This window comes from Streptomyces sp. NPDC048297, assembly GCF_043201585.1.
In the GTDB taxonomy this organism is placed as follows: domain Bacteria; phylum Actinomycetota; class Actinomycetes; order Streptomycetales; family Streptomycetaceae; genus Streptomyces.
Genome location: NZ_JBICZA010000015.1, coordinates 132708 through 153907 on the forward strand (window position 1 = coordinate 132708; position 21200 = coordinate 153907).

The 21200-nt window shown below is 71.5% G+C and carries 16 protein-coding genes, 1 tRNA gene and 5 pseudogenes; 11 read left to right on the top strand and 11 right to left on the bottom strand.

The genetic code is table 11. The features are described from left to right. Positions 1–61: 61 nt before the first annotated feature. Positions 62–934 carry a helix-turn-helix domain-containing protein gene (locus ACGFYV_RS18700; protein ID WP_393879485.1) on the bottom strand — a complete coding sequence of 291 codons (873 nt, stop codon included), beginning with the start codon at positions 932–934 and terminating at the stop codon, positions 62–64. Between the two features lie 284 nt (positions 935–1218). Between ACGFYV_RS18700 and ACGFYV_RS18705 the strand changes: the two genes are divergently transcribed. Together ACGFYV_RS18705 and ACGFYV_RS18710 are read left to right on the top strand one after the other, a co-directional pair. After that, complete coding sequence (locus ACGFYV_RS18705; RefSeq protein ID WP_393879486.1) at positions 1219–1524, top strand: 4a-hydroxytetrahydrobiopterin dehydratase; 306 nt, start codon at positions 1219–1221, stop codon at positions 1522–1524. Positions 1525–1529: 5 nt separating this feature from the next. Next, a complete protein-coding gene (locus ACGFYV_RS18710) occupies positions 1530–2285 on the top strand; it encodes a class I SAM-dependent methyltransferase (RefSeq protein ID WP_393879487.1) in 756 nt (251 codons plus the stop codon). A 92-nt stretch (positions 2286–2377) separates the two neighbouring features. Here the strand turns inward: ACGFYV_RS18710 and ACGFYV_RS18715 are convergent, their stop codons facing one another. Beyond that, a complete protein-coding gene (locus ACGFYV_RS18715; protein ID WP_393879488.1) occupies positions 2378–3151 on the bottom strand; it encodes a phytanoyl-CoA dioxygenase family protein in 774 nt (257 codons plus the stop codon). A gap of 147 nt (positions 3152–3298) precedes the next feature. Here ACGFYV_RS18715 and ACGFYV_RS18720 point away from each other — a divergent pair, with 147 nt between their 5' ends. Together ACGFYV_RS18720 and ACGFYV_RS18725 are read left to right on the top strand one after the other, a co-directional pair. After that, positions 3299–4252 carry a class I SAM-dependent methyltransferase gene (locus tag ACGFYV_RS18720; RefSeq protein WP_393879489.1) on the top strand — a complete coding sequence of 318 codons (954 nt, stop codon included), beginning with the start codon at positions 3299–3301 and terminating at the stop codon, positions 4250–4252. A gap of 77 nt (positions 4253–4329) precedes the next feature. Continuing rightward, positions 4330–5031, top strand: a complete 702-nt coding sequence (locus ACGFYV_RS18725) for an SDR family oxidoreductase (RefSeq protein ID WP_393879490.1) — start codon at positions 4330–4332, stop codon at positions 5029–5031. Between the two features lie 13 nt (positions 5032–5044). Here the strand turns inward: ACGFYV_RS18725 and ACGFYV_RS18730 are convergent, their stop codons facing one another. Then, complete coding sequence (locus ACGFYV_RS18730; protein ID WP_393879491.1) at positions 5045–5749, bottom strand: glycoside hydrolase family 75 protein; 705 nt, start codon at positions 5747–5749, stop codon at positions 5045–5047. A gap of 194 nt (positions 5750–5943) precedes the next feature. On the opposite strand from ACGFYV_RS18730, the gene ACGFYV_RS18735 reads away from it, so the two are divergent. Further along, positions 5944–6555, top strand: coding sequence for a hypothetical protein (locus tag ACGFYV_RS18735; protein ID WP_393879492.1), 612 nt, complete (start codon positions 5944–5946; stop codon positions 6553–6555). 98 nt (positions 6556–6653) lie between these two features. Here ACGFYV_RS18735 and ACGFYV_RS18740 read toward each other — a convergent pair whose 3' ends face one another. The 3 genes from ACGFYV_RS18740 to ACGFYV_RS18750 form a co-directional block, all read right to left on the bottom strand. Further along, a complete protein-coding gene (locus ACGFYV_RS18740; protein ID WP_393879493.1) occupies positions 6654–7490 on the bottom strand; it encodes an aldo/keto reductase in 837 nt (278 codons plus the stop codon). A gap of 138 nt (positions 7491–7628) precedes the next feature. Then, a complete protein-coding gene (locus ACGFYV_RS18745; protein ID WP_393879494.1) occupies positions 7629–9455 on the bottom strand; it encodes an AMP-dependent synthetase/ligase in 1827 nt (608 codons plus the stop codon). A 298-nt stretch (positions 9456–9753) separates the two neighbouring features. Continuing rightward, entirely contained in the window at positions 9754–10623 is an 870-nt protein-coding gene (locus ACGFYV_RS18750; RefSeq protein WP_393879495.1) for a LysR substrate-binding domain-containing protein, read from the bottom strand. Between the two features lie 247 nt (positions 10624–10870). Between ACGFYV_RS18750 and ACGFYV_RS18755 the strand changes: the two genes are divergently transcribed. Beyond that, entirely contained in the window at positions 10871–11905 is a 1035-nt protein-coding gene (locus tag ACGFYV_RS18755) for a bile acid:sodium symporter family protein (RefSeq protein WP_393879496.1), read from the top strand. On the opposite strand, the gene ACGFYV_RS18760 is transcribed toward ACGFYV_RS18755, so the two are convergent. Next, a complete protein-coding gene (locus ACGFYV_RS18760) occupies positions 11855–13825 on the bottom strand; it encodes an exo-alpha-sialidase (RefSeq protein WP_393879497.1) in 1971 nt (656 codons plus the stop codon). The genes ACGFYV_RS18755 and ACGFYV_RS18760 overlap by 51 nt on opposite strands. A 268-nt stretch (positions 13826–14093) precedes the next feature. Between ACGFYV_RS18760 and ACGFYV_RS18765 the strand changes: the two genes are divergently transcribed. Continuing rightward, entirely contained in the window at positions 14094–14621 is a 528-nt protein-coding gene (locus ACGFYV_RS18765) for an isochorismatase family protein (protein WP_393879498.1), read from the top strand. A 115-nt stretch (positions 14622–14736) separates the two neighbouring features. On the opposite strand, the pseudogene ACGFYV_RS18770 reads toward ACGFYV_RS18765, so the two are convergent. Then, positions 14737–15489, bottom strand: a pseudogene (locus ACGFYV_RS18770) (2-dehydropantoate 2-reductase); the annotation flags it as partial. Positions 15490–15848: 359 nt separating this feature from the next. Between ACGFYV_RS18770 and ACGFYV_RS18775 the strand changes: the two are divergent. Next, positions 15849–16796 (top strand): beta-ketoacyl-ACP synthase III, encoded by a 948-nt coding sequence (locus ACGFYV_RS18775; protein ID WP_393879499.1) that lies wholly within the window; start codon positions 15849–15851, stop codon positions 16794–16796. A gap of 133 nt (positions 16797–16929) precedes the next feature. Continuing rightward, positions 16930–17607: a GntR family transcriptional regulator gene (locus ACGFYV_RS18780; RefSeq protein WP_393879500.1), complete on the top strand. Its 678-nt coding sequence runs from the start codon at positions 16930–16932 to the stop codon at positions 17605–17607. Positions 17608–17718: 111 nt separating this feature from the next. Here the strand turns inward: ACGFYV_RS18780 and ACGFYV_RS18785 are convergent. From ACGFYV_RS18785 to frc, 3 pseudogenes are all read right to left on the bottom strand, one after another. Next, positions 17719–18036: pseudogene (locus ACGFYV_RS18785) on the bottom strand (MFS transporter); the annotation flags it as partial. Between the two features lie 288 nt (positions 18037–18324). Then, positions 18325–18738 (bottom strand): annotated as a pseudogene (locus ACGFYV_RS18790) (CoA-binding protein); the annotation flags it as partial. Beyond that, positions 18738–19865 (bottom strand): annotated as a pseudogene (frc, locus tag ACGFYV_RS18795) (formyl-CoA transferase); the annotation flags it as partial. The pseudogenes frc and ACGFYV_RS18790, both read right to left, overlap by 1 nt. A gap of 44 nt (positions 19866–19909) precedes the next feature. Between frc and ACGFYV_RS18800 the strand changes: the two are divergent. Together ACGFYV_RS18800 and ACGFYV_RS18805 are read left to right on the top strand one after the other, a co-directional pair. Then, positions 19910–20716, top strand: a pseudogene (locus ACGFYV_RS18800) (ATP-grasp domain-containing protein). A gap of 252 nt (positions 20717–20968) precedes the next feature. Next, positions 20969–21056, top strand: a tRNA-Leu gene (locus ACGFYV_RS18805). Positions 21057–21200: the final 144 nt, after the last annotated feature.

Sequence of the window (21200 nt, forward strand, 5' to 3'; positions counted from 1 at the left end):
AGTCTGCCATGTGCCCGCCCCGTCGCACACTTGGTCGACGGGAAGCGGTCCGCGCCAGATGTCAACCTGCCTGTGTCTGGAGGTACTTGACGGTCGCCGGGTCCGCCGGCAGGAACGTCTCGATGGCGAGTCCGGCGACCGTCACGTCCATCGGTGTGTTGAAGGTGGAGATGGACGACACGAACGACAGGATCCGGCCGTCGTGCTCGATGCGCAGCGGCAGCGCGAAGTACGGCACCGGCTCGGCCGGTTCACCCGCCTCCGCGGCCTCGGGCACCAGGTAGGCGGACACCTCCTCGTACAGGGCACGCAGGTCGTCGGAGCGGTGCAGCGCGATCTCCCGTTCCATCTGGGCCAGCAGATGCCCGCGCCACTCGGGCAGGTTGCGGATGCGCGGGGCCAGACCCTCCGGGTGCAGCGTGAGCCGCATCGCGTTCGGCGCCGGGGTCGTCAGTTCCTCCGGTACGCCCTCCAGCAGCATCGCGATGCCCCGGTTCGCGGCGATGACCGTGTAGGTGGCGTCGACCACCAGGGCCGGGTACGGCTCGTAGCCCTGGATCAGGCGCTCCATGCCGTCGCGCAGCGCGTCCAGCGAGGGGTCGTCCAGCGGGGTCTCGGGATAGTGCGGGGCGTAACCGGCCGCGAGCAGAAGGGCGTTGCGCTCGCGCACGGGCACGTCCAGGTGCCCGGCCAGCCGCAGCACCATCTCCTCGCTGGGCCGGGACCGGCCGGTCTCGATGAAACTGATGTGCCGCGCGGAGGAGTCGGCGCGCAGCGCCAGCTCCAGCTGCGAGACCCGGCGCCGCTCCCGCCAGGAGCGCAGTAGCGGACCGACACCCTTGTCGCTCCTGTCGGTCCCGTCGGTCTTGGTCCCGGCGGTCCTGTCGGCGGGGGTGGCGGCTGAGGCGGCGGTGCCGGACGCGACGATGCTCATGCGTACGACCGTAGTCGAGGAACAGCCGACCGCACGGCACCATGGCCCACCGCGCCCTCGCCGACGACCTCGCGGCGATCTCGCGGCGACGTGCGTACCGCGCGGACCGTGGCAGTCTGATCACGTACCCGCTGATGACGATCCCGGTCCCCGCCGCACGGACGGACGCGCCCCGCGCCGCACGGACGGACGCGCCCCGCGCCGCACGGACGGACGCGCCACGCGCCGCACGGACGGACGCGCCACGCGCCGCACGGACCCGGGCTCTATGAAGGGAGACAGGCATGGCCGTCGAACCGCTGTCGCCGAAGGAGATCGAGGACCGGCTCGCCGAACTGCCCGGCTGGTCGGTTCAGGAGGACCGCCTCACCCGCACCTACCGGCTCGGCTCGCACTTCGCGGCGGCCACGCTGGTCCTGCACATCGCCGCCGTCCAGGACGAACTGGACCACCACAGCGACCTCACACTCGGCTACCACACGGTCCACTTGAGCGTGAACACGCACAGCGCGGGCGGCGTCGTCACCGGGAAGGACTTCGCACTCGCCCACAGGGTGGAGGACATCGCTCCAGGCCACGGGGCACACTGACGCGTGTGCTCGACTACGACAAGGAAGCCGGCGTCTACGACGCCTCGCGCGGCGGCGAGCCGCGGGCCGAGGCGGCGGCCGATGCCGTCCTGGGGCTGCTGCCCGACCGGCCCGGCCGTCTCCTGGACGCCGCGTGCGGCACGGGGATCGTCACCCGGCGCATGGCCGCGGGCCGTCCCGCGCTGAGGGTGACCGGCGCGGACCTCGCCTCCGCCATGACCCGGATGGCCGCGGCCCGCCTGCCCGGCGCGATCCTGCGCGCCGACAGCCGCCGGCTGCCCTTCGCCGCCGCCACCTTCGACGCCGTCACCAGCGTCTGGCTGCTGCACCTGCTGTCCGACCCCGCCGACGTACGGGCCGTGATCGGTGAGTGCGCGCGCCTGCTGCGGCCCGGCGGCGTGTACGTCACCACGGTCGACAAGGCCGAGGCGCACGACGTCGGCAGCGACATCGACGCCGTCCTCGCCACCCGGCCCCGCCGCACCGTCCACGACGGCGCCGCCACCGTCACCGGCCACGCCGTCGCGGCGGGACTGACCCCCGCCGGACAGGCCTCCTTCCCGGGCGTCGGGCAGGGCCGCAGCCCCCGCGACACCATCGCCGACCTCCGGCGCGGCTGGTTCTCCGTGCTGCCGCCCGGCGAGCCCCGCACCGAGGAGTTCGCCGAGCGCCTGGCCCGCCTCCCCGACCAGGACCGCCCCCGCCCTGACCCCGTCTTCACCCTGCGCGCCTTCAGGAAACCGGCCCACGGCGAGCCGTAAGGCCCGGGAGGCAGGGGGCGCCGACGAAGAACGGCACGTCCTCGTGGAAGAGCGGCGCGTCCCCGTGGAAGAGCGGCGCGTCCCCGTGGGGGTCAGTTCCCGTCGAGGGCCAGGCCTCGCCGGATCGCCACCTCCACCGCCGAATAGTCGCCGTCCGCCCGCTCCAGCTCGTAGGGCGCCGCCGGGGACAGCGGGGGCTGTGCCATGAACCGGGGCCGGGTGCCGTGATGCGGCTGGGCCGCGTGCACCAGGAACGGATGACAGAGGTAGACGTCACCGGGCCGCCCCGTCGCGTACGCGAGCGGCCGGTGCGCCGAGGCCTGTGCCACCAGCGGGCCGAGTTCCAGGAAGGAGGCGCCCGCCTCGCCGTACGGCTCCAGGACCGGCGGCACGTCCAGGTGCGAGCCGACGCGGATCCGGGTCGGGGCGTCCGCCTCGGTGACCTCGCTGAACAGGAACAGCATCAGCAGGGCACGGTCCCGCGAGCGCAGATTGGTGTGGTAGTGCCGCGCCCCCTCCGGCAGATAGCTGCCTTCGATGTGCCAGCCCGCGTCGTCCGGCTCCTCGGCGTGCGGGAAGCGCAGCGGGAACGTGCCCAGCGAATAGCGCGGCGCCCACCGGTCCTTGCCGACGAGCGCGTCGAACGCCTCATGCGGAGCAGGGGAGTTGGGTGCTGCCGCGAACGGTCCCTGCGCCATGCCGGGCACCCACACCACCGGGTCCTTCCAGGTGCCGGGGTCGTCCGGGTCGTAGCCCGTCTCCCGCCACAGCAGCCGCGCACCGTGCTCGGCGACGCTCGGCGCGACCGCGCCCTCGATCTTCACGAATCCGTCGGTCAGGAAGCGGCTCGTCAACTCGTCGTCCATCGCGCCATCGTCGGGGACCGGCCCCCTGTCCGGCACATGGTTTTCCGCGGCGCCCCCGCACCCGCTTTTGCCGGACCGGCAACAGGACTGGCCCGGTCCCGGTGCGCCGTCGCACGCTGGCACCCTCCGGACGAGAGGCTGAGGAGCATGGCGCACGACCACGAGGACCACCGCGACCCGCACGGCGACCACGCGCCCGCGGACGGGCACGGACACCAGCACGGCCATGGGCACGGGCACGGGCATGGCCACGGGAACACCGACATCCACTGGGCCGAGATGGGCCCCACGCTGGAGGCGCAGGCCGAACTGTTCACGCCCGTGTACGAGCGGGCGGCGGCCTGGCTGGCGCGGGAGGTGACCGAGCCCGGACTGATCGTGGACGCGGGCAGCGGCCCCGGGGTCGTCGCGTGCCTGTTCGCCGAGGCCTTCCCGGGAGCGCGGGTCGTGGCCGTCGACGGCACCGAGCCGCTCCTGGAACGTGCCCGCGCCCGCGCCGCCCGCCAGGGCGTGGCCGATCGCTTCGACACCCTCGCCGGTGAACTGCCCGGTGTGCTGGGTGAGTTGGAGTACCCGGCCGATCTGCTGTGGGCCAGCCGCACCCTGCACCACCTCGGCGACCAGCAGGCCGGCCTCGCCGCGTTCGCCGAGCGGCTGGCCCCCGGCGGCACCCTCGCCCTCCTCGAAGGCGGCCTACCCACCCGCTTCCTGCCCCGCGACATCGGCATCGGACGGCCCGGCCTGCAGGCCCGGCTGGACGCGGTGGAGGAGGAGTGGTTCGCCCGGATGCGGGCCGACCTGCCCGGATCCGTCGCCGTGACCGAGGACTGGCCGGCCCTGATGGCCTCCGCGGGCCTCAAGCACACCCGCACCCGCACCTTCCTCCTCGACCTGCCCGCCCCGGCCTCCGACCGCGCCCGCGCCTACGTCCTCACCTCCCTGGCCCGCCTGCGCGAAGGCGTCGGCGAGGCCCTGGACGCCGAGGACCGCGCCACCCTGGACCGGCTGCTCGACCCGTCGGACCCGGCGAGCGCGCACCAGCGGCCGGACGTGTTCGTCCTCGGCGCGTACACCGTGCGCACCGCGGTCCGAACGGCCTGACAGGCGAAGGCAGTTGACTTGGAGTCCGCTCCAACTGATTGACTCCGCGTCGTTCGTCGACACACAGGGGGAACACCATGAACGACGCTCCGGTCGCGCTCATCACCGGCGGCGGCAGCGGCATCGGTGCCGCCGTCGCCCGGCAACTGCTGGACGCGGGACACCGGGTCACCGTCACCGGCCGCGGCGCACAGCGCCTGCGGGACTTCGCGGACAGCCTGGGGAATCCGGCCGCACTGCAGACGGTCGTCGGCAGCGCGGCGGACTACGACGACGTCCAGGACGCCGTCGACCGTACGCTCAAGGCCTACGGCCGCCTGGACACCGTGATCGCCAACGCGGGCTTCGCCACCCACGACTCGGTCGCCGAGGGGGACCCGGCGGGCTGGACCGAGATGGTCCTCACCAACGTCCTCGGCCCGGCCCTCCTCGTCCGTGCCTCCGTCGACGCGCTGAAGGAGAGCAGGGGCCGGATCGTCCTGCTCGGCAGCGTCGCCGGGTTCGTGAACACGCCGGGCAACATCTACGGCGCCACCAAATGGGCGGTGACCGGGCTCGCCGAGAACACCCGGCGCCAGGTCACGGAGTTCGGGATCGGCGTGACGCTGGTCGCCCCCGGCCGGGTGGAGACCCCGTTCTGGGACGGCTACGGCAGCCTGCCCCCGGGGCACCTCCTGACCGCGGACCAGATCGCCGACTCGGTGGTCTGGGCGATCCGGCAGCCGGCCGGGGTCGACGTCAACACCGTGGTCGTACGACCGCTGGGACAGCCCAACTGACGTATGGACAGGGTCAGTTGTTGGCCAGGAACTGCTTGGCCAGCTTGTCCCCGAGGGAGACGGCCGCGCTGTGGCTCTCGATGGGGGAGACCTTGGAGTTCGTGAACAGGATGTAGGTCACGCCGGAGTCGGCCCCGCCCGTCGCCGGGTCGGGGTCGATGCCGAGGGCCTTGGCGGTGGCGTACGAGGCCTCGCCGATGATCTTCGTGGGGCCGGTGTCGCCGACGACGGCGTACTCGACCTTGTTGCCGTGGACGACGGCGACGACACCGCCGCCCTTGACGCCGGCGCCCGAGTAGTTCCAGATGCCGCTCGAACTCGGGACCACGACGTACGGCAGGGACTCGGCCTTCAGCGGCTTGCCGTCGGACTGGTGGAACGCGGTGTCGGCCTGGAACCAGGGGTCGCGGTTCTCGTTGCAGTCGGTGGTGCGCCGGCCGTCGCAGTCGATGTCCATGTCGGCCTTCCAGAAGACCGCGCCGTTCTTGCCGCACACCGGGACGGTGGCGGAGGTCTCGTCGTCGGTCTTGTACGTGCCGTGGGAGATCTGCGAACAGGACGTCACCTTGGCGAGCAGGGCGGAGGCGCTGACCGTGCCCTCCTGGGCCGAGGCCGGGGTGTCGGTCCCGGGGTGTCCGGAGGCGTTGGCGGGGAGTGCTGCGGCGGCGAGCAGGGCGGCCCCGGAGGCCGCGGCGAGGGTCAGTGAACGAAGACGCACTGTGGGGGGACCCTTCTGTTAGGAAAGTTTCCTTACCGGGTGCCGTACAAGGTGGCGCCATCTACATGTCCCCGTCAACCTCCGGACGGCAACTCGGGGGCGCCCCTTCGGGTGGGGCGGGCGCGGCGATCCCCTTTTGCGGTGCTCTGCGCCCTGGTCAAGACTGGTCGTGTCGAGCCGGGAGGCGAAACGTGATGTTCGTGCGCACCATCTACACGACCGGTGACCCCGCGAAGATCGACACGGCCATCAGGGCGCTCAACACCCAGGGCCGGGAACTGCTCGAAGAACGTCCGGGGTATCGGGGCGCCGGTGTCTTCGTGGACCGGGAACTCGGCAAGCTGCTCGGAGCGAGCTGGTGGGACTCCGAGGCGGCGCGGCGCAACAGCGACGAGGTGATGCGTGAACACCGGCCCGAGATGCTGGAACCGTTCGCCGGCACGCTCACCGTGGAGAACTTCGAGGCGGCGGTCCACGACCGGCTCCAGCCGTCACGGATCGGCGGGGGACTGCGGGTCACGCGCATCGAGTTCGATCCGCGGGACGCGGACCTGATCGTCGACACCTTCCGGACGACCGTCGTTCCCCGCCTGGAGACCCTGCCGGGGCTCGCCAAGGCGGGGTTGCTCATCGACCGGGAGCGCGGTGTGGGGCAGGCCGGCACGATGTTCATCGACCGGGAGTCCATGGTGGCCTCGCGGGCCGGCCAGGCGGCCGCCCGGCACGAGGGCGCCGCCAAGGCCCATGTGAACGTGGTCTGTCTGGAGGAGTTCGAGGTCCTCCATGACGACGTGCGCCTCGACTGACCTGCCCTGCAACGCGGTTCGGTCCCGCCGTCGGTGCGGCGGGGCCGAACGGTGTGCAGCTGTCTGTCGCCGGAGGCGTCAGCGCGTCGCCGGGGGCGTCAGCCGACGTCGAACGTGGTCGGGTCCGGGCCCAGCCGCCGGTCCTCGTTCAGCGCGCTGATCGCCCCGAGGTCCTCGTCGTCCAGGCTGAAGTCGAACACCTCGATGTTCTCCTTGATCCGGGAGGGCGTCACGGACTTCGGGATCACGATGTTGCCGAGCTGGACGTGCCAGCGCAGCACGACCTGGGCCGGAGTGCGGTTGTGCTTCTGCCCGATGGCGACGATCGCCGGCACGTCCAGCAGGCCCTTGCCCGAGCCGAGCGGCGACCAGGCCTCGGTGCGGATGCCCTGGTCGGCCTGGAACGCGCGCGCCGCGCGCTGCTGCAGGTGCGGGTGGAGCTCGATCTGGTTGACCGCCGGGATGATCGAGGTCTCCTCGGCCAGCCGCTCCAGGTGCTCGGGAAGGAAGTTCGACACGCCGATCGCCCTGACGCGGCCCTCGGCGTACAGCTTCTCGAACGCCTTGTAGGAGTCGATGTACTTGCCCCGCGACGGCAGCGGCCAGTGGATCAGGTACAGGTCCAGGTAGTCGAGACCCAGCTTCTCCAGTGACGCGTCGAAGGCGCGCAGCGTGGAGTCGTACCCCTGGTCGGCGTTCCAGAGTTTGGTGGTGACGAAGACGTCCTCGCGGGCGAGACCGGAGGAGCTGATCGCCTTGCCGGTGCCCTCCTCGTTGCCGTAGATCGCCGCTGTGTCGATGCTGCGGTACCCGGCCTCGAGCGCCGTGGCGACGGCCCGCTCGGCCTCGTCGTCCGGTACCTGCCAGACGCCGAAGCCCAGCTGGGGCATCTCGACGCCGTTGTTGAGGATGATCGGGGGGACCTTGCTGCTCACGGGCCGTGATCCTTCGGTTGTCGACAGGTGGTGCTCCCATAGTCAACGATCAACGGCCGTCGTGCATTCCTTACGGAGTGAACGGCGAAGAACGATCGGTGCGGCGGATCGTGCGGCGGATCAGGCCCTGGGCCGGCCCTAGGCCTGGTAGAGCGCCTCGACCTCGCGCTCGTACGCCTTCTCGATCGCCTTGCGCTTCAGCTTCAACGACGGTGTCAGCAGGCCGTGTTCCTCGGTGAACGGCTGCGCCAGTATCCGGAACGTACGGATCGACTCGGCCTGGGAGACGAGGGTGTTGGCGGCCACCACCGCTCGCCGCACCTCCGTCTCCAGGTCCGGGTCGCGCACCAGTTGCGCCGCGGTCAGCTTCGGCTTGGCGCGCATCTGCAGCCAGTGCTCGACCGCCTCCATGTCCAGGGTGACCAGGGCGGCGATGTAGGGGCGGTCGTTGCCGACGACGATGCACTGGTTGATCAGCGGATGGTCGCGGACCCGCTCCTCCAGCACTCCGGGGGACACGCTCTTGCCGCCGGAGGTCACCAGGATCTCCTTCTTGCGGCCGGTGATCGTCAGATAGCCGTCCTCGTCCAGAGCGCCCAGGTCACCCGTGGCGAGCCAGCCGTCGTGCAGGGTCTCGTCGGTGGCCTTGGGGTTGTTGAGATACCCGTGGAAGACGTTCTCGCCGTGCAGCCAGATCTCCCCGTCGTCCGCGATGTGCACGGTCATCCCGGGGATGGCCTGGCCGACGGTGCCGTAGCGGGTGCGGTGCGGCGGGTTGGCGGTGGCCGCGGCCGTCGACTCGGTCAGGCCGTAGCCCTCGTAGATCTGCACGCCCGCGCCCGCGAAGAACAGTCCGAGGCGGCGGTCCATGGCCGAGCCGCCCGACATGGCGTTGCGGATCCTGCCGCCCATCGCCGCACGGACCTTGCCGTACACGAGCTTGTCGAAGAGCTGGTGCTGCATCCTGAGGCCCGCGGACGGACCCGGCCCGATGCCCCACGCCTTCGCCTCGATGGCCTCCGCGTACTTCACCGCGATGTCGACCGCCTTCTCGAACGGCCCCGACTTCCCCTCCTTCTCCGCCTTGCGCCGGGACGCGTTGAACACCTTCTCGAAGATGTACGGCACGGCCAGGATGAACGTCGGCCGGAACGCGGCCAGGTCGGGCAGCAGGGCGGCCGCGTGCAGCTGCGGCTGGTGCCCGAAGCACACCTTGCCGCGGATCGCGGCGACCTCGACCATCCGGCCGAAAACATGCGCCAGGGGCAGGAAGAGCAACGTGGAGGCCTCGTCGCCCTTCTTGGAGTGGAACACCGGCTCCCAGCGCCGGATGACGGTGTCCGCCTCGAACATGAAGTTGCCGTGCGTGAGCACGCAGCCCTTGGGGCGGCCGGTGGTGCCCGAGGTGTAGATGATCGTGGCGATCGAGTCGGGGGTGACCGCCTGCCGGTGCCGGTGCACCACCTCGTCGTCCAGGTGCGCGCCGTCGTCGTACAGCTCCTGCACGCAGCCCTCGTCCAGCTGCCACAGCTGCCGCAGCCGCGGCAGGCGGCCGATGACGGTGGCGATGGTCATCGCGTGGTCCTCGTGCTCCACGATCGCCGCGGTGCACTCGGCGTCGTACAGCATCCAGAAGCACTGCTCGGCCGAGGACGTCGGGTAGACCGGCACCACCTGGGCGCCGATGGTCCACAGCGCGAAGTCGAAGAGGGTCCACTCGTAGCGGGTGCGGGACATGATGGCGACGCGGTCGCCGAAGCGGATGCCACGGGCGAGCAGCCCCTTGGCGAGGGCGAGGACCTCGTCACGGAACTCGGCGGCCGTCACGTCGTGCCACTGCCCGGCCTCGTCCTTGCGGCCCAGCGCCACGTGCAGGGGGTCCGTCCCGGCGTGCTCGAAGACGACATCGGCCAGGCCGCCCACCGGCGGTGCCGATGTCATCGGAGGGTTGGTGAACTCGCGCAAAACCCCGCTCCCCGCTCCTCGGTCATGCCCGTGATGCTCCGCTCAGCGCCGTGAAAGCTACCCCACCCGCCTGCCGGACGGGAGGGGTATGGAAACCGGCCAAATCTCGCGTTCTACCCGCCCCCGTAACGGAAAATGCCCGCACATGGGGAAGGGACGGACACAATACTGACGGGTCAGTAAGTTCCGGTACCGTAATCTCCACCGAATCTGTACGACCCGGTTACCACGTGCGACGATGCGCGCACGGCCGCGCCGGCACCGTCGCTCCGGCCCCCTCGGTCGCCGTGCCGGTCCCTCAGTCGCCGCGGCGCCGCAGCCGCTCGCCGCCCGCCAGGATCGCCGCCGCCAACGCGTTCGCGGCGTCCTGGGCGCCCGCCCGCCGACGCCCGTGGACGACGACGAAGTCGACCTTGCCGAGCTCCGGCAGCCCCGCCCGCTCCGGAACCCGGAACAGGCCCTGCGGGATCAGCCGCCGGGAGTGCGCCATCACACCGAGCCCCGCACGCGCGGCGGCGATGAGCCCGTTGAGGCTGCCGCTCGTGCACACGATCCGCCCGTCACGGCCCTGCGCCTCCAGCGCCTCCAGTGCGCGCGCCCGGGTGATGCCCGGCGGCGGGTACACGATCAGCGGGACGGGCCGGTCGGGGTCCAGGCGCAGCCGCTCCGCGCCGATCCACACCAGGTCGTCACGCCACACCAGCGCCCCGCGCGGATCCTCGGCACGCCGCTTGGCCAGCACCAGGTCGAGCTTCCCGGCGGCCAGTTGCTCGTGCAGGGTGCCGGACAGCTCGACGGTCAGCTCCAGGTCGACCTCGGGGTGGTCGTAGCGGAAGCCCTCCAGGATCTCCGGCAGCCGGGTCAGCACGAAGTCCTCCGAGGCGCCGAACCGCAGCCGGCCGCGCACCCGTGTGCCGGTGAAGAACGCGGCTGCCTGCTCGTGCACCTCCAGCAGCCGGCGGGCGAAGCCCAGCATGGCCTCGCCGTCCTCGGTCAGCTCCACCGAGTGCGTGTCCCGGGAGAACAGCTGGCGTCCGGCCGCGTCCTCCAGCCGGCGCACATGCTGGCTGACCGTCGACTGGCGCAGCCCCAGGCGCCGGGCCGCCTGCGTGAAGCTCAGCGTCTGCGCCACCGCGAGGAACGTGCGCAGGTGTGTGGGGTCGTACATGACGGCAGCCTAGCTTGCTCATCACGGAACGCGATGACAGTCAGAGTGGTATGTGGGATTTCCGATCGGCCCCGGGGGGAGGACGATGGAGACGGACCCCTCCGGGCCCGCCGGGAACCGCGACGCACCACCGACGAACAGCGCGACGCACCACCGACGAAGTGCACAACACACAGCACGACGCACAGCTGAAGAACCGCACGACGCACCACCGACGAACCGCACGACGACCTGCAATCGGAGCACCGTGAAACGCCTGCGCTGGCCGAGTTGGATGCCGATCGACCCCTACATCCTGCTGTTGCTGGCCACCGTGGGACTCGCGGCACTCCTGCCGGCCCGGGGCACCGGCGCGGACGTCGCCTCCGGGGCGTCCACGGCCGCCATCGCCTTCCTGTTCTTCCTCTACGGCGCCCGGCTCTCCACCCGTGAGGCGCTGGACGGACTGCGCCACTGGCGGCTTCACCTCACCGTGCTGGCCTGCACGTTCGTCCTCTTCCCCCTGCTGGGGCTGGCCGCCCGCGGCCTGGTGCCGGTACTGCTGAACCAGCCGCTCTACCAGGGGCTGCTGTTCCTGACGCTGGTCCCGTCCACCATCCAGTCGTCCATCGCGTTCACCTCGATCGCCCGGGGCAACGTGCCCGCCGCGATCTGCGCGGGCTCCTTCTCCTCCTTGGTCGGCATCGTCATCACCCCGCTGCTGGCGGCCGGGCTGCTCGGCAACAGCGGCGGCGGGTTCTCCGCTGACTCCCTGATGAAGATCGTGCTCCAGCTGCTGGTGCCGTTCCTCGCCGGACAGGTGCTGCGCCGCTGGATCGGGGACTTCGTCGTCCGCCACAAGAAGATGCTCGGTCTGGTCGACCGCGGCTCGATCCTGCTCGTCGTCTACACCGCGTTCAGCGAGGGCATGACCCAGGGCATCTGGCACCAGGTCAGCCCCGCGCGGCTGGCCGGGCTGCTCGGCGCGGAGGCCGTGCTGCTGGCCGTGATGCTCGCCCTGACCTGGCACGGTGCCAGGGCGCTCGGCTTCGGCCGGGAGGACCGGATCGCCATCCAGTTCGCCGGTTCGAAGAAGTCCCTCGCCGCCGGACTGCCGATGGCGAGCGTGCTCTTCGGCGCCCACGCATCCCTGGCCGTGCTGCCGCTGATGCTCTTCCACCAGATGCAGCTGATGGTGTGCGCGGTCATCGCCAAGCGCCGGGCCCGCGACCCGCAGGCGACCCCGCCGCCGTCATCCGCTCACCTGGTCCAGGGGCAGCCACAGGACCGTGCCCTTCGCTGACCGCGGATCCTTCGGGTCCTTCAACTCGTCGTCGCTCACCAGACGGTCCCACACGTGGACGTCGTCGAGCGCGCCGGTGTAGTGGACGAGGCTGTCCATGCGCTGGCCGACGTGGACACCGAAGGGGGAATTGCGGCTGACCGACCCCGGTACGTCGGCGACGGAGGACTGTGTGCCGTCGACGGACAGCGACAGGCTTCCGTCGCCGCGCCTGAGGACGGCGTGGTGCCACAGACCGTCGTTGTACGCGGTGGAGATCCGCACGGACACGGTCTTCGGCGCACTCGCGCCGTCCCGCGTGGTCATGAGGGCCTGCACACGACGGTTGGCCGGCTCACCGCGCAGCCACACCTGCGGCTGACTGCCGCCGACGCCCCCCATCCACAAGAACGGCTGGTCCCCGGCCTGAGCCGTGTACCTGAACCAGAGGGACACGGTGAAGTCCTTCGTGCCGAGCGGCAGGTCCGGGCTGTACGGCAGGCGTACGGCGTCGTCGGTGCCGTCGAACTCCAGCGCGCCGCCGGCCACCCCGTCCGTCTCCTGGGCGCCGCCGAGCACCGCGGCCGGGTGGGCGTGGGCGGCGAGGTCCGGGGTGTGCGGGTCGGGGCCGCGGCGCGGGGCGAGCCAGTCCTCGGTGAAGCGGGCGAAGCGGATCTCGTCGCGGGCGTCGACCGCCCCGCCCTCGTACATCAGGCCCACGGTGTCCGCGCCCACCTGGACCATGTCGGAGTAGCCGGACCAGTCGGTCGTGACGACCGTGCCCCGGTCCACGCTGTCCCAGGTACGGCCGCCGTCGTAGGAGGAGCGGATCATCATCGTGCGGCGCCGGTCGGGGTCGCCGGGGCAGGCGAGCAGGATGCGGTCGCCCAGGCGCAGGGTCGAGCCCTGCACCTGCGGGGCGTACAGGTCCGGGAGGTCGCGGAAGGGCGCGGTGAAGCTGCCGCCGCCGTCGCGGCTGAGCGTCTGGGTGCGGTGGCCGAGGTCGGTGCCGTCCTGCTCGCGCCCGCTGACCAGGATCGCGCCGTCCGTGCGCTCGGTGAGGGCGAGTTCGGAGGGCTTCTGCCGGAAGGTGCCGTCGTCGGCGATCGGCCAGGTGTCGGTGGCGCCGATCCGCCAGTGGCCGCCGTGGTCGTCGCTCACGATGAGTGCGGCGTGGTTCGCGGTGACCCGGCTGCCGTTCCAGGTCTCGGTGTTGACCCCGAAGACCAGCCGGCCGGCGTAACGGCCGCGGGTGAGCTGGAGGCCGTGCACGGGGCCGGTCGCGTACCAGGAGTTCCAGTCCGCCGGGAGGATCTCGGGGCTCAGGTCGCGCGGCTGCGACCAGGTCGCACCGTCGTCGTCGCTGTACTGCAGATGCGGGGTGCGGTCGCAGGGGACCGGGCAACTGGCGCTGTCCGTACGGCCCGTGTTGTACGTCTCCGCCAGCCAGATCCGGCCGGTGTCGCGGTCCACGATCGGCGCGGGGTTGCCGTGGGTGTCGCCCGCGCCCTCGCCCACGACCCGCAGCGGACCCCAGGTGCGGCCGCCGTCGGTGGAGCGCTTGACCACGACGTCGATGTCGGCCGCGTCCCCGCAGTTGAGGACCCGGCCCTCGGCGAACGCCAGCAGCGTGCCGTGCTTCGTGCGCACGATCGCCGGGATGCGGAAGCAGGCGTAGCCGGGGTCCTGGGAGGCCTTGAAGAGGATCCGCTGCGTGAACTCGGGGGAGGCGGGGGCGGATTGGGCGTGTGCGGGTCCGGGGGAGCCGGGGGCGGGATGGGCGTGTGCGGGTCCGGGGGAGTCGGCGGTGGACGGGACGTGTGCGTCGGCGGGCTGGGCGTGTGCCGGGTGGGGGCTGACGAGCGACAGCAGGAGCAGCGCCGCCGCGGCGAGGGCGATGACGAGAACGGACCCGGTACGGGCGCGAAGACCTGACGGCATGGAGCGACCTGCCCTTCGTCGGCCGGACATCTGGACATCCGGACATCCCACGTCCAACATACGCTTCAACGAAGGTAGTTGCGGCCCGCGCGCCCCACAAGGAGCGCGCGGCACGGGACGTGCGCCCCGGCGCCGTCCGGTCCTCTCGCCGGTGGCCGGTGGCCGGTGGCCGGTGGCCGGTGGCCGGTGGTCGGCGAACGCGATCAGTTCACGGGCCTGTCGATCCGGATTTCCGGCACGGTCGGCTGACGGCGGCTAACGTTCCGTCATGACCGCAGCTCCCGTGCTTGATCCGCAGCGCACCGCCCTCGTCCTGGTCGATCTCATGGACCGCGTCGTCGCGCTGCCCCTGGAACCCCGCACAGGCACCGACGTGCTCGCCGCGGCCGAGGAGTTGGCGGCGGCCTTCCGCTCCGCCGGCGCGCTCGTCGTACTGGTCCGGGTCGAACGCCCCTCGGTGGCCGAACAGCCGCCCGGGAGCGGGCTGGTGGCCGGGCTCGTGCGGGACGGCGACATCGAGGTGGTCAAGCGGACGATCGGCGCCTTCCAGGGCACGGACCTGGACGAGCGGCTGCGCGGGCGCGGCATCACCACGCTGGTGTTCGGCGGCATCGCCACCAATCTCGGCGTCGAGTCCACCGCCCGCGCCGCCGCGGACCTCGGCTACGACCTCGTCTTCGTGGAGGACGCCATGGCCGCGCTGACCGCCGCCGAGCACGAGGCCTCGGTCCGGCTCGACTTCCCGCGGCTGGGCACGGTCGTGACCGCAGCCCAGGCACGCCTCGCGATCGGCTGAGACGCCTCGGCCCGGCACACGGTCTGGCCTCGGCCCGGGGCATGGTCTGGCCTCGGCCCGGGGCACGGCCTGCGTCCACGACCACCACCGGACCGCCCCGTGGAGTGCCGTCTTCTCACACTGCGGCGCTCCGCACGGCGAGCAGGTCCGTGATGGCGTGCACGGTGCGCAGGGTGGGCACCGGTACGCCCGTGATCTGAGCGAGTTCGACGACGGCCGCGAGCAGTACGTCGAGTTCCAGCGGCTTGCCGCGCTCCAGGTCCTGGAGCGTGGAGGTGCGGTGGTCGCCGACGCGTTCGGCGCCGGCGAGCCGCTTCTCCACGGAGACGCCGACCTCGCAGCCGAGGGCCCCGGCGACCGCGAGGGTCTCGCGCATCATCGTCTCGATGACCTCCCGGGTGCCGCCATGCAGGCACATCTGCCGCATCATGGCGCGGGCCAGCGCGCTGATCGGGTTGAAGGAGATGTTGCCGAGCAGCTTGACCCAGAGGTCGCCGCGCAGATCCGCTTCCACCGGGCACTTCAGACCGCCGGCCTTCATCGCCTCGCTGAAGTCCACGCAGCGTGCGGAGACACTGCGGTCGGGCTCGCCGATCGAGAAGCGGGTGCCCTCCAGATGTCGTACGACGCCCGGTGCCTCCAGTTCGGTCGCCGCGTAGACGACGCAGCCGACGGCCCGTTCGGGAGGAAGGACGGCGCTGACCGCGCCGCCCGGGTCGACGCTCTCGACGCGCCGGCCGTCGTAGGGGCCGCCGTGCCGGTGGAAGTACCACCAGGGGATGCCGTTCTGGGCGGTCACCACGGCGGTGCGCTCGTGCAGCAGCGGCTCGATCAGCGGCCCGCATGCCGCGTAGGTGTTGGCCTTCAGGCACTCCGTTCGGTTCGAGGGATACCGCGGAGGTGGGGGGAGGAGGGGCCGCGGACATCCGTCGGCTCGATCCTGGGTGATGGAATATTGTCTACAGTATGGAATGACTCTCGGCAAGGGTTCGCGTATCGGCCCGCCGGAAGGGGCCGCGCGGCAGGGAGTGATGCGGGGGAGTGCTGCGGGGGAGCGATACGGGGAGTGATGCGGGGAGTGCCGCAGGTAGTGCTCGGGCTTCCGAGGGACTGCCGGATGCCGACAACTGGGATGCCCGTTTCCTGTGGCCTTACGTGCCCTCGTACCCGCCGGTCACTGATCACACTGGATGATCCCGCTACCCAAGGCATCGAGGGGATCCCGACATGAACGGCTCGCGCATCGCGGCCATCGGTCATTACCAGCCGGCCAAGGTGCTCACCAACGAGGATCTGGCGGGCATGGTCGACACCAGTGACGAGTGGATCCGCAGCCGGGTGGGCATCCGCACCCGGCACATCGCCGGTCCCGACGAGCCGGTCGACGAACTGGCCGCGCACGCCGCCGCCAAGGCCCTTGCCGCCGCCGGTCTCACCCCCGCCGACATCGACCTGGTCCTCGTCGCCACCTCCACGGCGATCGACCGCTCCCCGAACACCGCCGCCCGGGTCGCGGCCCGGCTCGGCATCCCGGGGCCCGCCGCGATGGACGTGAACGTGGTGTGCGCCGGGTTCACCCACGCCCTGGCCACCGCCGACCACACGGTCCGGGCCGGTGCCGCCACCCGGGCGCTGGTCATCGGCGCGGACAAGATGTCCGACGTCGCCGACTGGAGCGACCGCACCACCTGCGTCCTCGTCGGCGACGGCGCCGGTGCCGCGGTGGTCGAGGCGTGCGCGCCGGGCCAGGAGCCCGGGATCGGGCCGGTGCTGTGGGGGTCGGTGCCCGAGATGGGCAACGCCGTACGGATCGAGGGCACCCCGCCGCGGTTCGCGCAGGAGGGCCAGAGCGTCTACCGCTGGGCCACCACCCGGCTGCCGCCGATCGCCCGCAGCGCGTGCGAGAAGGCCGGGGTCGAGCCCGCCGACCTCGCCGGGGTCGTCCTGCACCAGGCCAACCTGCGCATCATCGAACCCCTCGCGCAGAAGATCGGCGCCGTGAACGCCGTGGTCGCGCGCGACGTCACCGAGTCCGGGAACACCTCCGCCGCCAGCATCCCCCTCGCACTGTCCAAGTTGGTCGAGCAGGGCAGCGTGCGCAGCGGCGACCCGGTCCTGCTGTTCGGCTTCGGCGGCAATCTGTCGTACGCCGGCCAGGTCGTGCGGTGCCCCTGAGGGGTGAACCGGGGCGCGGGCCGGACGTGACGCGTCCGGTACCCGCCTGTGCTGGTTTTTGTGCACCGTAGACTGTAGACGAAGGACAATCCATAGTGGGCAGTCCACTGTGCACCGCAGGAGGGGGACCGCGATGTTGCCGACGGGACTGCCACAGGGAACCGTCCCCAGGCTCGAACGGCCCGGCCCCCTGCGCGAACGGGTCTACGAGGCACTGCTGGAGCTGATCACCGCCCGCGCCCTGGAGCCGGGCCGCCATCTCGTGGAGAGCGAACTCGCCGGTCAGCTCGGTGTCTCCCGGCAGCCGGTGCGCGAGGCGCTGCAGCGGCTGAACACCGAGGGCTGGGTGGATCTGCGGCCCGCGCAGGGCGCGTTCGTCCACGAGCCCACCCAGGCGGAGGCCGACCAGCTGCTGTCGGTCCGCTCGCTCCTTGAGGCGGAGGCCGCCCGGCTCGCCGCCCTGAACGCCGACAAGGCCGGCATCGACGCCCTGCACGAGATCGCCGGGCAGGGCAGGCTCGCCGTCGCCGCGCACGACGTCACCCGGGCCGTCGCCCTGAACGCCGCCTTCCACGCCAAGATCATGGAACTGGCCGGCAACGCGGTCCTCGCCGAACTCGCCGCCCAGGTCGACCGCCGGGTCCGCTGGCACTACACGCCGGTGGCCCGACTGCGCGGCGGCACCTCCTGGGACGAGCACGAGGAACTGATCGAGGCCATCGACAGCCGCGACGGGCAGCGCGCCACCCGGCTGATGCGGGAGCACACCGAGCACACCCGGCAGTCGTACCACGAGCAGGACAACTCCTGAGCGCAGTCGGCCCGTTCATGGGGCATGGCCGTGCGGGGTTCCCCGTCGCTGATCGGTGAGCCGATCGTCGAGGGGAACACCGGGCGGCCCGCGGGCCGCCCGGTGACCTTCTCAGGAGGCCGTCTGCGGGCGCGCCGCAGGCACCGTCGCCTTGCCGCCGTCCCGCCCCGGCTGCCGCAGCAGCAGGGCGATCGCCGCCGCCACCATGGACACGCAACCGGCCAGCGCGTAGGCCCCGTTGCAGCCCCAGGCGGCCACCACCATCGAGCCCAGACCACCGCCGAACAGACCGCTGATCAGCTTGCCGCTGTACACCAGCCCGTAGTTGGTGGCGTTGAAGTTCTCGCCGAAGCAGTCCGCCGTCATGGCCGCGAACAGCGGGAAGATCGCGCCCCCGCCGAACCCGGAGACCATGGAGCAGAACAGGAAGAACGGCATGTCCCCGCGCGTACGGCCATGCTGATCGGCGCGGTGGGCACGCTGCTGGCGTGAGCGGCCCAAGATGTCCGGATCGGACTCGCCGATCCGGTACACACGGCCGTGGCGGTACGTCACCTCTCTGTGAGGGACGGACACCGAATGGTCGGTCGTTTTCATCTGTGCTGCATCCCTTGCGTCGAAAGCTCTGGCCAGCGCCCCCTGTCCAATGCCTTTCGTGCGCGCTCGGGTCCCGGGGCCGGCCGACGCGCACCGCCGGCCGGCCTCTTCGCACTCACCTCATGAGCCGCCTCCCAGCAGTCCCGCCGCCCGCGCCCACCGGTACTTCGCGCCGAGCACGGCCACCGGCCGCTCGGTCGTGTACGGGTAGGCGCCGACTCCTCGCTCGTACAGGTACCGGCATGCCTCCTCGACCTCGACGTCCCCCGCGAGGGAGGCCACGACCGGCTTCTCGACACCGCGTTCACGGAACTCGGCGACCACGCGGGCGGTCAGCTCCGCGAAGACCATCGGCGGGGTGACGACGGTGTGCCAGTAGCCGAGGACCAGCGCGTGGACGCGCGGGTCCTCCAGACCGAGGCGGATCGTCGCCTCGTACGTCGACGGCGGCTCGCCCCCGGTGATGTCCACGGGGTTGCCGGCCGCACCGAACGGCGGGACGAACCGGCGGAACGCCTCGTCCAGGTCGGGCGGGGGGAGTCGGAGAGCTTGAGCGGGCTGCCGACGGTGACGAACTCGCCGCGCTCGGGGTGCGGGACGCGCACCACCATGTCGTTGGCGGCCAGCGAGTCGTCCTCGATGATCTCCTTGGTGGACAGGATCGGCCCGCACGGGATGTTGTGCGCGTTCAGCCGCTCCAGCACCTCCCACTTGGGCAGCGTGGCCGACCACTCCTCGATCAGCTGGAACATCTTGCCCAGCTTCGGCAGCCGGGCCCCCGGCGTCGCCCACTCGGGGTCGTCGGCCAGTTCGGGCCGGCCGATCAGCTCGGTGATCGGCTTCCAGCCGACCGGCTGGACGATGACGTACACGTAGTCGTTGGGACCGCCCGGCGCGCAGCGGACCGCCCAGCCGGGCTGGCCGCCGCCGGAGGCGTTGCCGGAACGGGGGACCTCGTCGCCGAAGTCCTCGTTCGGGTACTCGGCGAGCGGCCCGTGCGCGAGGCGCTGCTGGTCGCGCAGCTTCACCCGGCACAGATGGAGCACCGCGTGCTGCATGGCCACGTTGACCCGCTGCCCGCGCCCGGTCCGCTCCCGCTGGAGCAGCGCCGCGAGGATCCCCGCCACGACGTGCACACCCGTGCCCGAGTCCCCGATCTGGGCGCCCGTCGCGAGCGGTGGCCCGTCGTCGAAGCCCGTGGTCGCCATCGACCCGCCCATGGCCTGCGCGACGACCTCGTACGCCTTGAAGTCCGTGTACGGGCCGTCGCCGAAGCCCTTGATGGAGGCGTAGACGATCCGGGGGTTGATCTCCCGGACGCGCTCCCAGGTGAACCCCATGCGGTCCACCGCGCCGGGCCCGAAGTTCTCGACCATGACGTCCGAGCGCCGGATCAGCTCGGTGAGGATCTCCCTGCCGCGCTCGGTCTTGGTGTTGAGGGTGATGCTGCGCTTGTTGCAGTTGAGCATCGTGAAGTACAGCGAGTCGACGTCGGGCAGGTCCCGCAGCTGCCCGCGGGTGATGTCACCGGTCGGTGCCTCCAGTTTGACGACGTCGGCGCCGAGCCAGGCCAGCAGCTGGGTGGCGGAGGGTCCGGACTGCACGTGTGTCATGTCCAGGACGCGGACGCCGTCCAGTGCTCTGGTGGTCGTTGCGGTCATGGGGCCACCGCACTCGTACGGATGCCGGCACGGGGGCTTGCTACATGCGGTCGACAGTACATTGCATACAGTCGACCGGCACTTTTGAGACAGGAGCCGGAACAGACCTGTACGAGCACCGGGCAAGAGAACTCCTCAAGGACCACGGCATCGTGGTGCCGCGCGCCGAGGTGACGGACTCGCCCCAGGAGGCGCGCGAGATCGCCCGGCGACTCGGCGGCAGGATCGTGGTGAAGGCCCAGGTGAAGACCGGGGGTCGGGGCAGCGCGGGCGGAGTGAGACTCGCCGCCGCCCCGGCCGCCGCCGAACTCACGGCCCGCCAGATGCCGGCCATGGACATCAAGGGCCACCCGGTCGGCACGGTCATGCCGGCCCGACCTGTCGACATCGAGAGCGAGTTCTACCGCAGACCGTCGACGTCCTGGTCCGGCTGTGGCAGGTCCTGGTCCGCGAGGACGCGCTGCTGGTCGAGGTCAACCCGCTCGCGCGCACCGCGCAGGGGCAGTTCGTCGCCCTCGACGGCAAGATCACCCTGGACGACAACGCCCGCTTCCGGCAGGCCCGTTGGGGCGCGGAGCCGGATGAGCGCCGCGACGCGCTGGAGGCCATGGCCCCCGCCCGCATCCGCGACCTCGTCACCAAGCCCGTCGTCGGCTACATCGCCGGGTTCACCGCACCCAGAGGGCCGCACCATGGGCCACGCGGGCGCCATCGTCTCGGGCGCCACCGTCTCGGGCCCCAGCGGCACGGCCCACGCGAAACAGGAAGCACTGGAGGCGGCCGGCGTACGCGTCGGCCGCACACCCGGCGAGACGGCCGCTCTGGCCCTGGAGACCCTCCAGAACGCCTGACCCGCCCCGACCACCACCGCCACCACCGCCACCACCACCGACGACCACACCGGGTCGCACCAAGCTCATGCCCCTCATCCTCACGGCACGCACACGCGTGATCGCGCGCCGTTCAGGCTCCGCCGTCCGGACACTCTGCGTGTCCGGACGGCTACCCGGCGGACGGATATGCAGGTGAAACGCACTCCGAAACCTTGGTATTGTTGTCCATGTCGCCGCGGGGCACACCCCGCGCAAGGCGGCAGACACCTGGTCCGGGTGGCGGAATGGCAGACGCGCTAGCTTGAGGTGCTAGTGCCCTTTATCGGGCGTGGGGGTTCAAGTCCCCCCTCGGACACCAGCTGAGACCCCTGTTGATCAGGGGTCTTCTGCTTTCCCGAGCCGCGGGCTCCCGCGCCCCGTCCCTATGGCGCCTTCCATGGCTTCTCTGGTGATCTGGGGCTGACGTCGGGACCCGCCGGAGCGCATGCCGCCCGTCAGTGAA

What these genes read in the sequence shown, in the direction of transcription:
- ACGFYV_RS18700 (WP_393879485.1), bottom strand. Translation starts at nt 934, where the DNA reads ATGAGCATCGTCGCGTCCGGCACCGCCGCCTCAGCCGCCACCCCCGCC.
- ACGFYV_RS18705 (WP_393879486.1), top strand. Translation starts at nt 1,219, where the DNA reads ATGGCCGTCGAACCGCTGTCGCCGAAGGAGATCGAGGACCGGCTCGCC.
- ACGFYV_RS18715 (WP_393879488.1), bottom strand. Translation starts at nt 3,151, where the DNA reads ATGGACGACGAGTTGACGAGCCGCTTCCTGACCGACGGATTCGTGAAG.
- ACGFYV_RS18720 (WP_393879489.1), top strand. Translation starts at nt 3,299, where the DNA reads ATGGCGCACGACCACGAGGACCACCGCGACCCGCACGGCGACCACGCG.
- ACGFYV_RS18725 (WP_393879490.1), top strand. Translation starts at nt 4,330, where the DNA reads ATGAACGACGCTCCGGTCGCGCTCATCACCGGCGGCGGCAGCGGCATC.
- ACGFYV_RS18735 (WP_393879492.1), top strand. Translation starts at nt 5,944, where the DNA reads ATGTTCGTGCGCACCATCTACACGACCGGTGACCCCGCGAAGATCGAC.
- ACGFYV_RS18750 (WP_393879495.1), bottom strand. Translation starts at nt 10,623, where the DNA reads ATGTACGACCCCACACACCTGCGCACGTTCCTCGCGGTGGCGCAGACG.
- ACGFYV_RS18760 (WP_393879497.1), bottom strand. Translation starts at nt 13,825, where the DNA reads ATGCCGTCAGGTCTTCGCGCCCGTACCGGGTCCGTTCTCGTCATCGCC.
- ACGFYV_RS18765 (WP_393879498.1), top strand. Translation starts at nt 14,094, where the DNA reads ATGACCGCAGCTCCCGTGCTTGATCCGCAGCGCACCGCCCTCGTCCTG.
- ACGFYV_RS18775 (WP_393879499.1), top strand. Translation starts at nt 15,849, where the DNA reads ATGAACGGCTCGCGCATCGCGGCCATCGGTCATTACCAGCCGGCCAAG.
- ACGFYV_RS18780 (WP_393879500.1), top strand. Translation starts at nt 16,930, where the DNA reads ATGTTGCCGACGGGACTGCCACAGGGAACCGTCCCCAGGCTCGAACGG.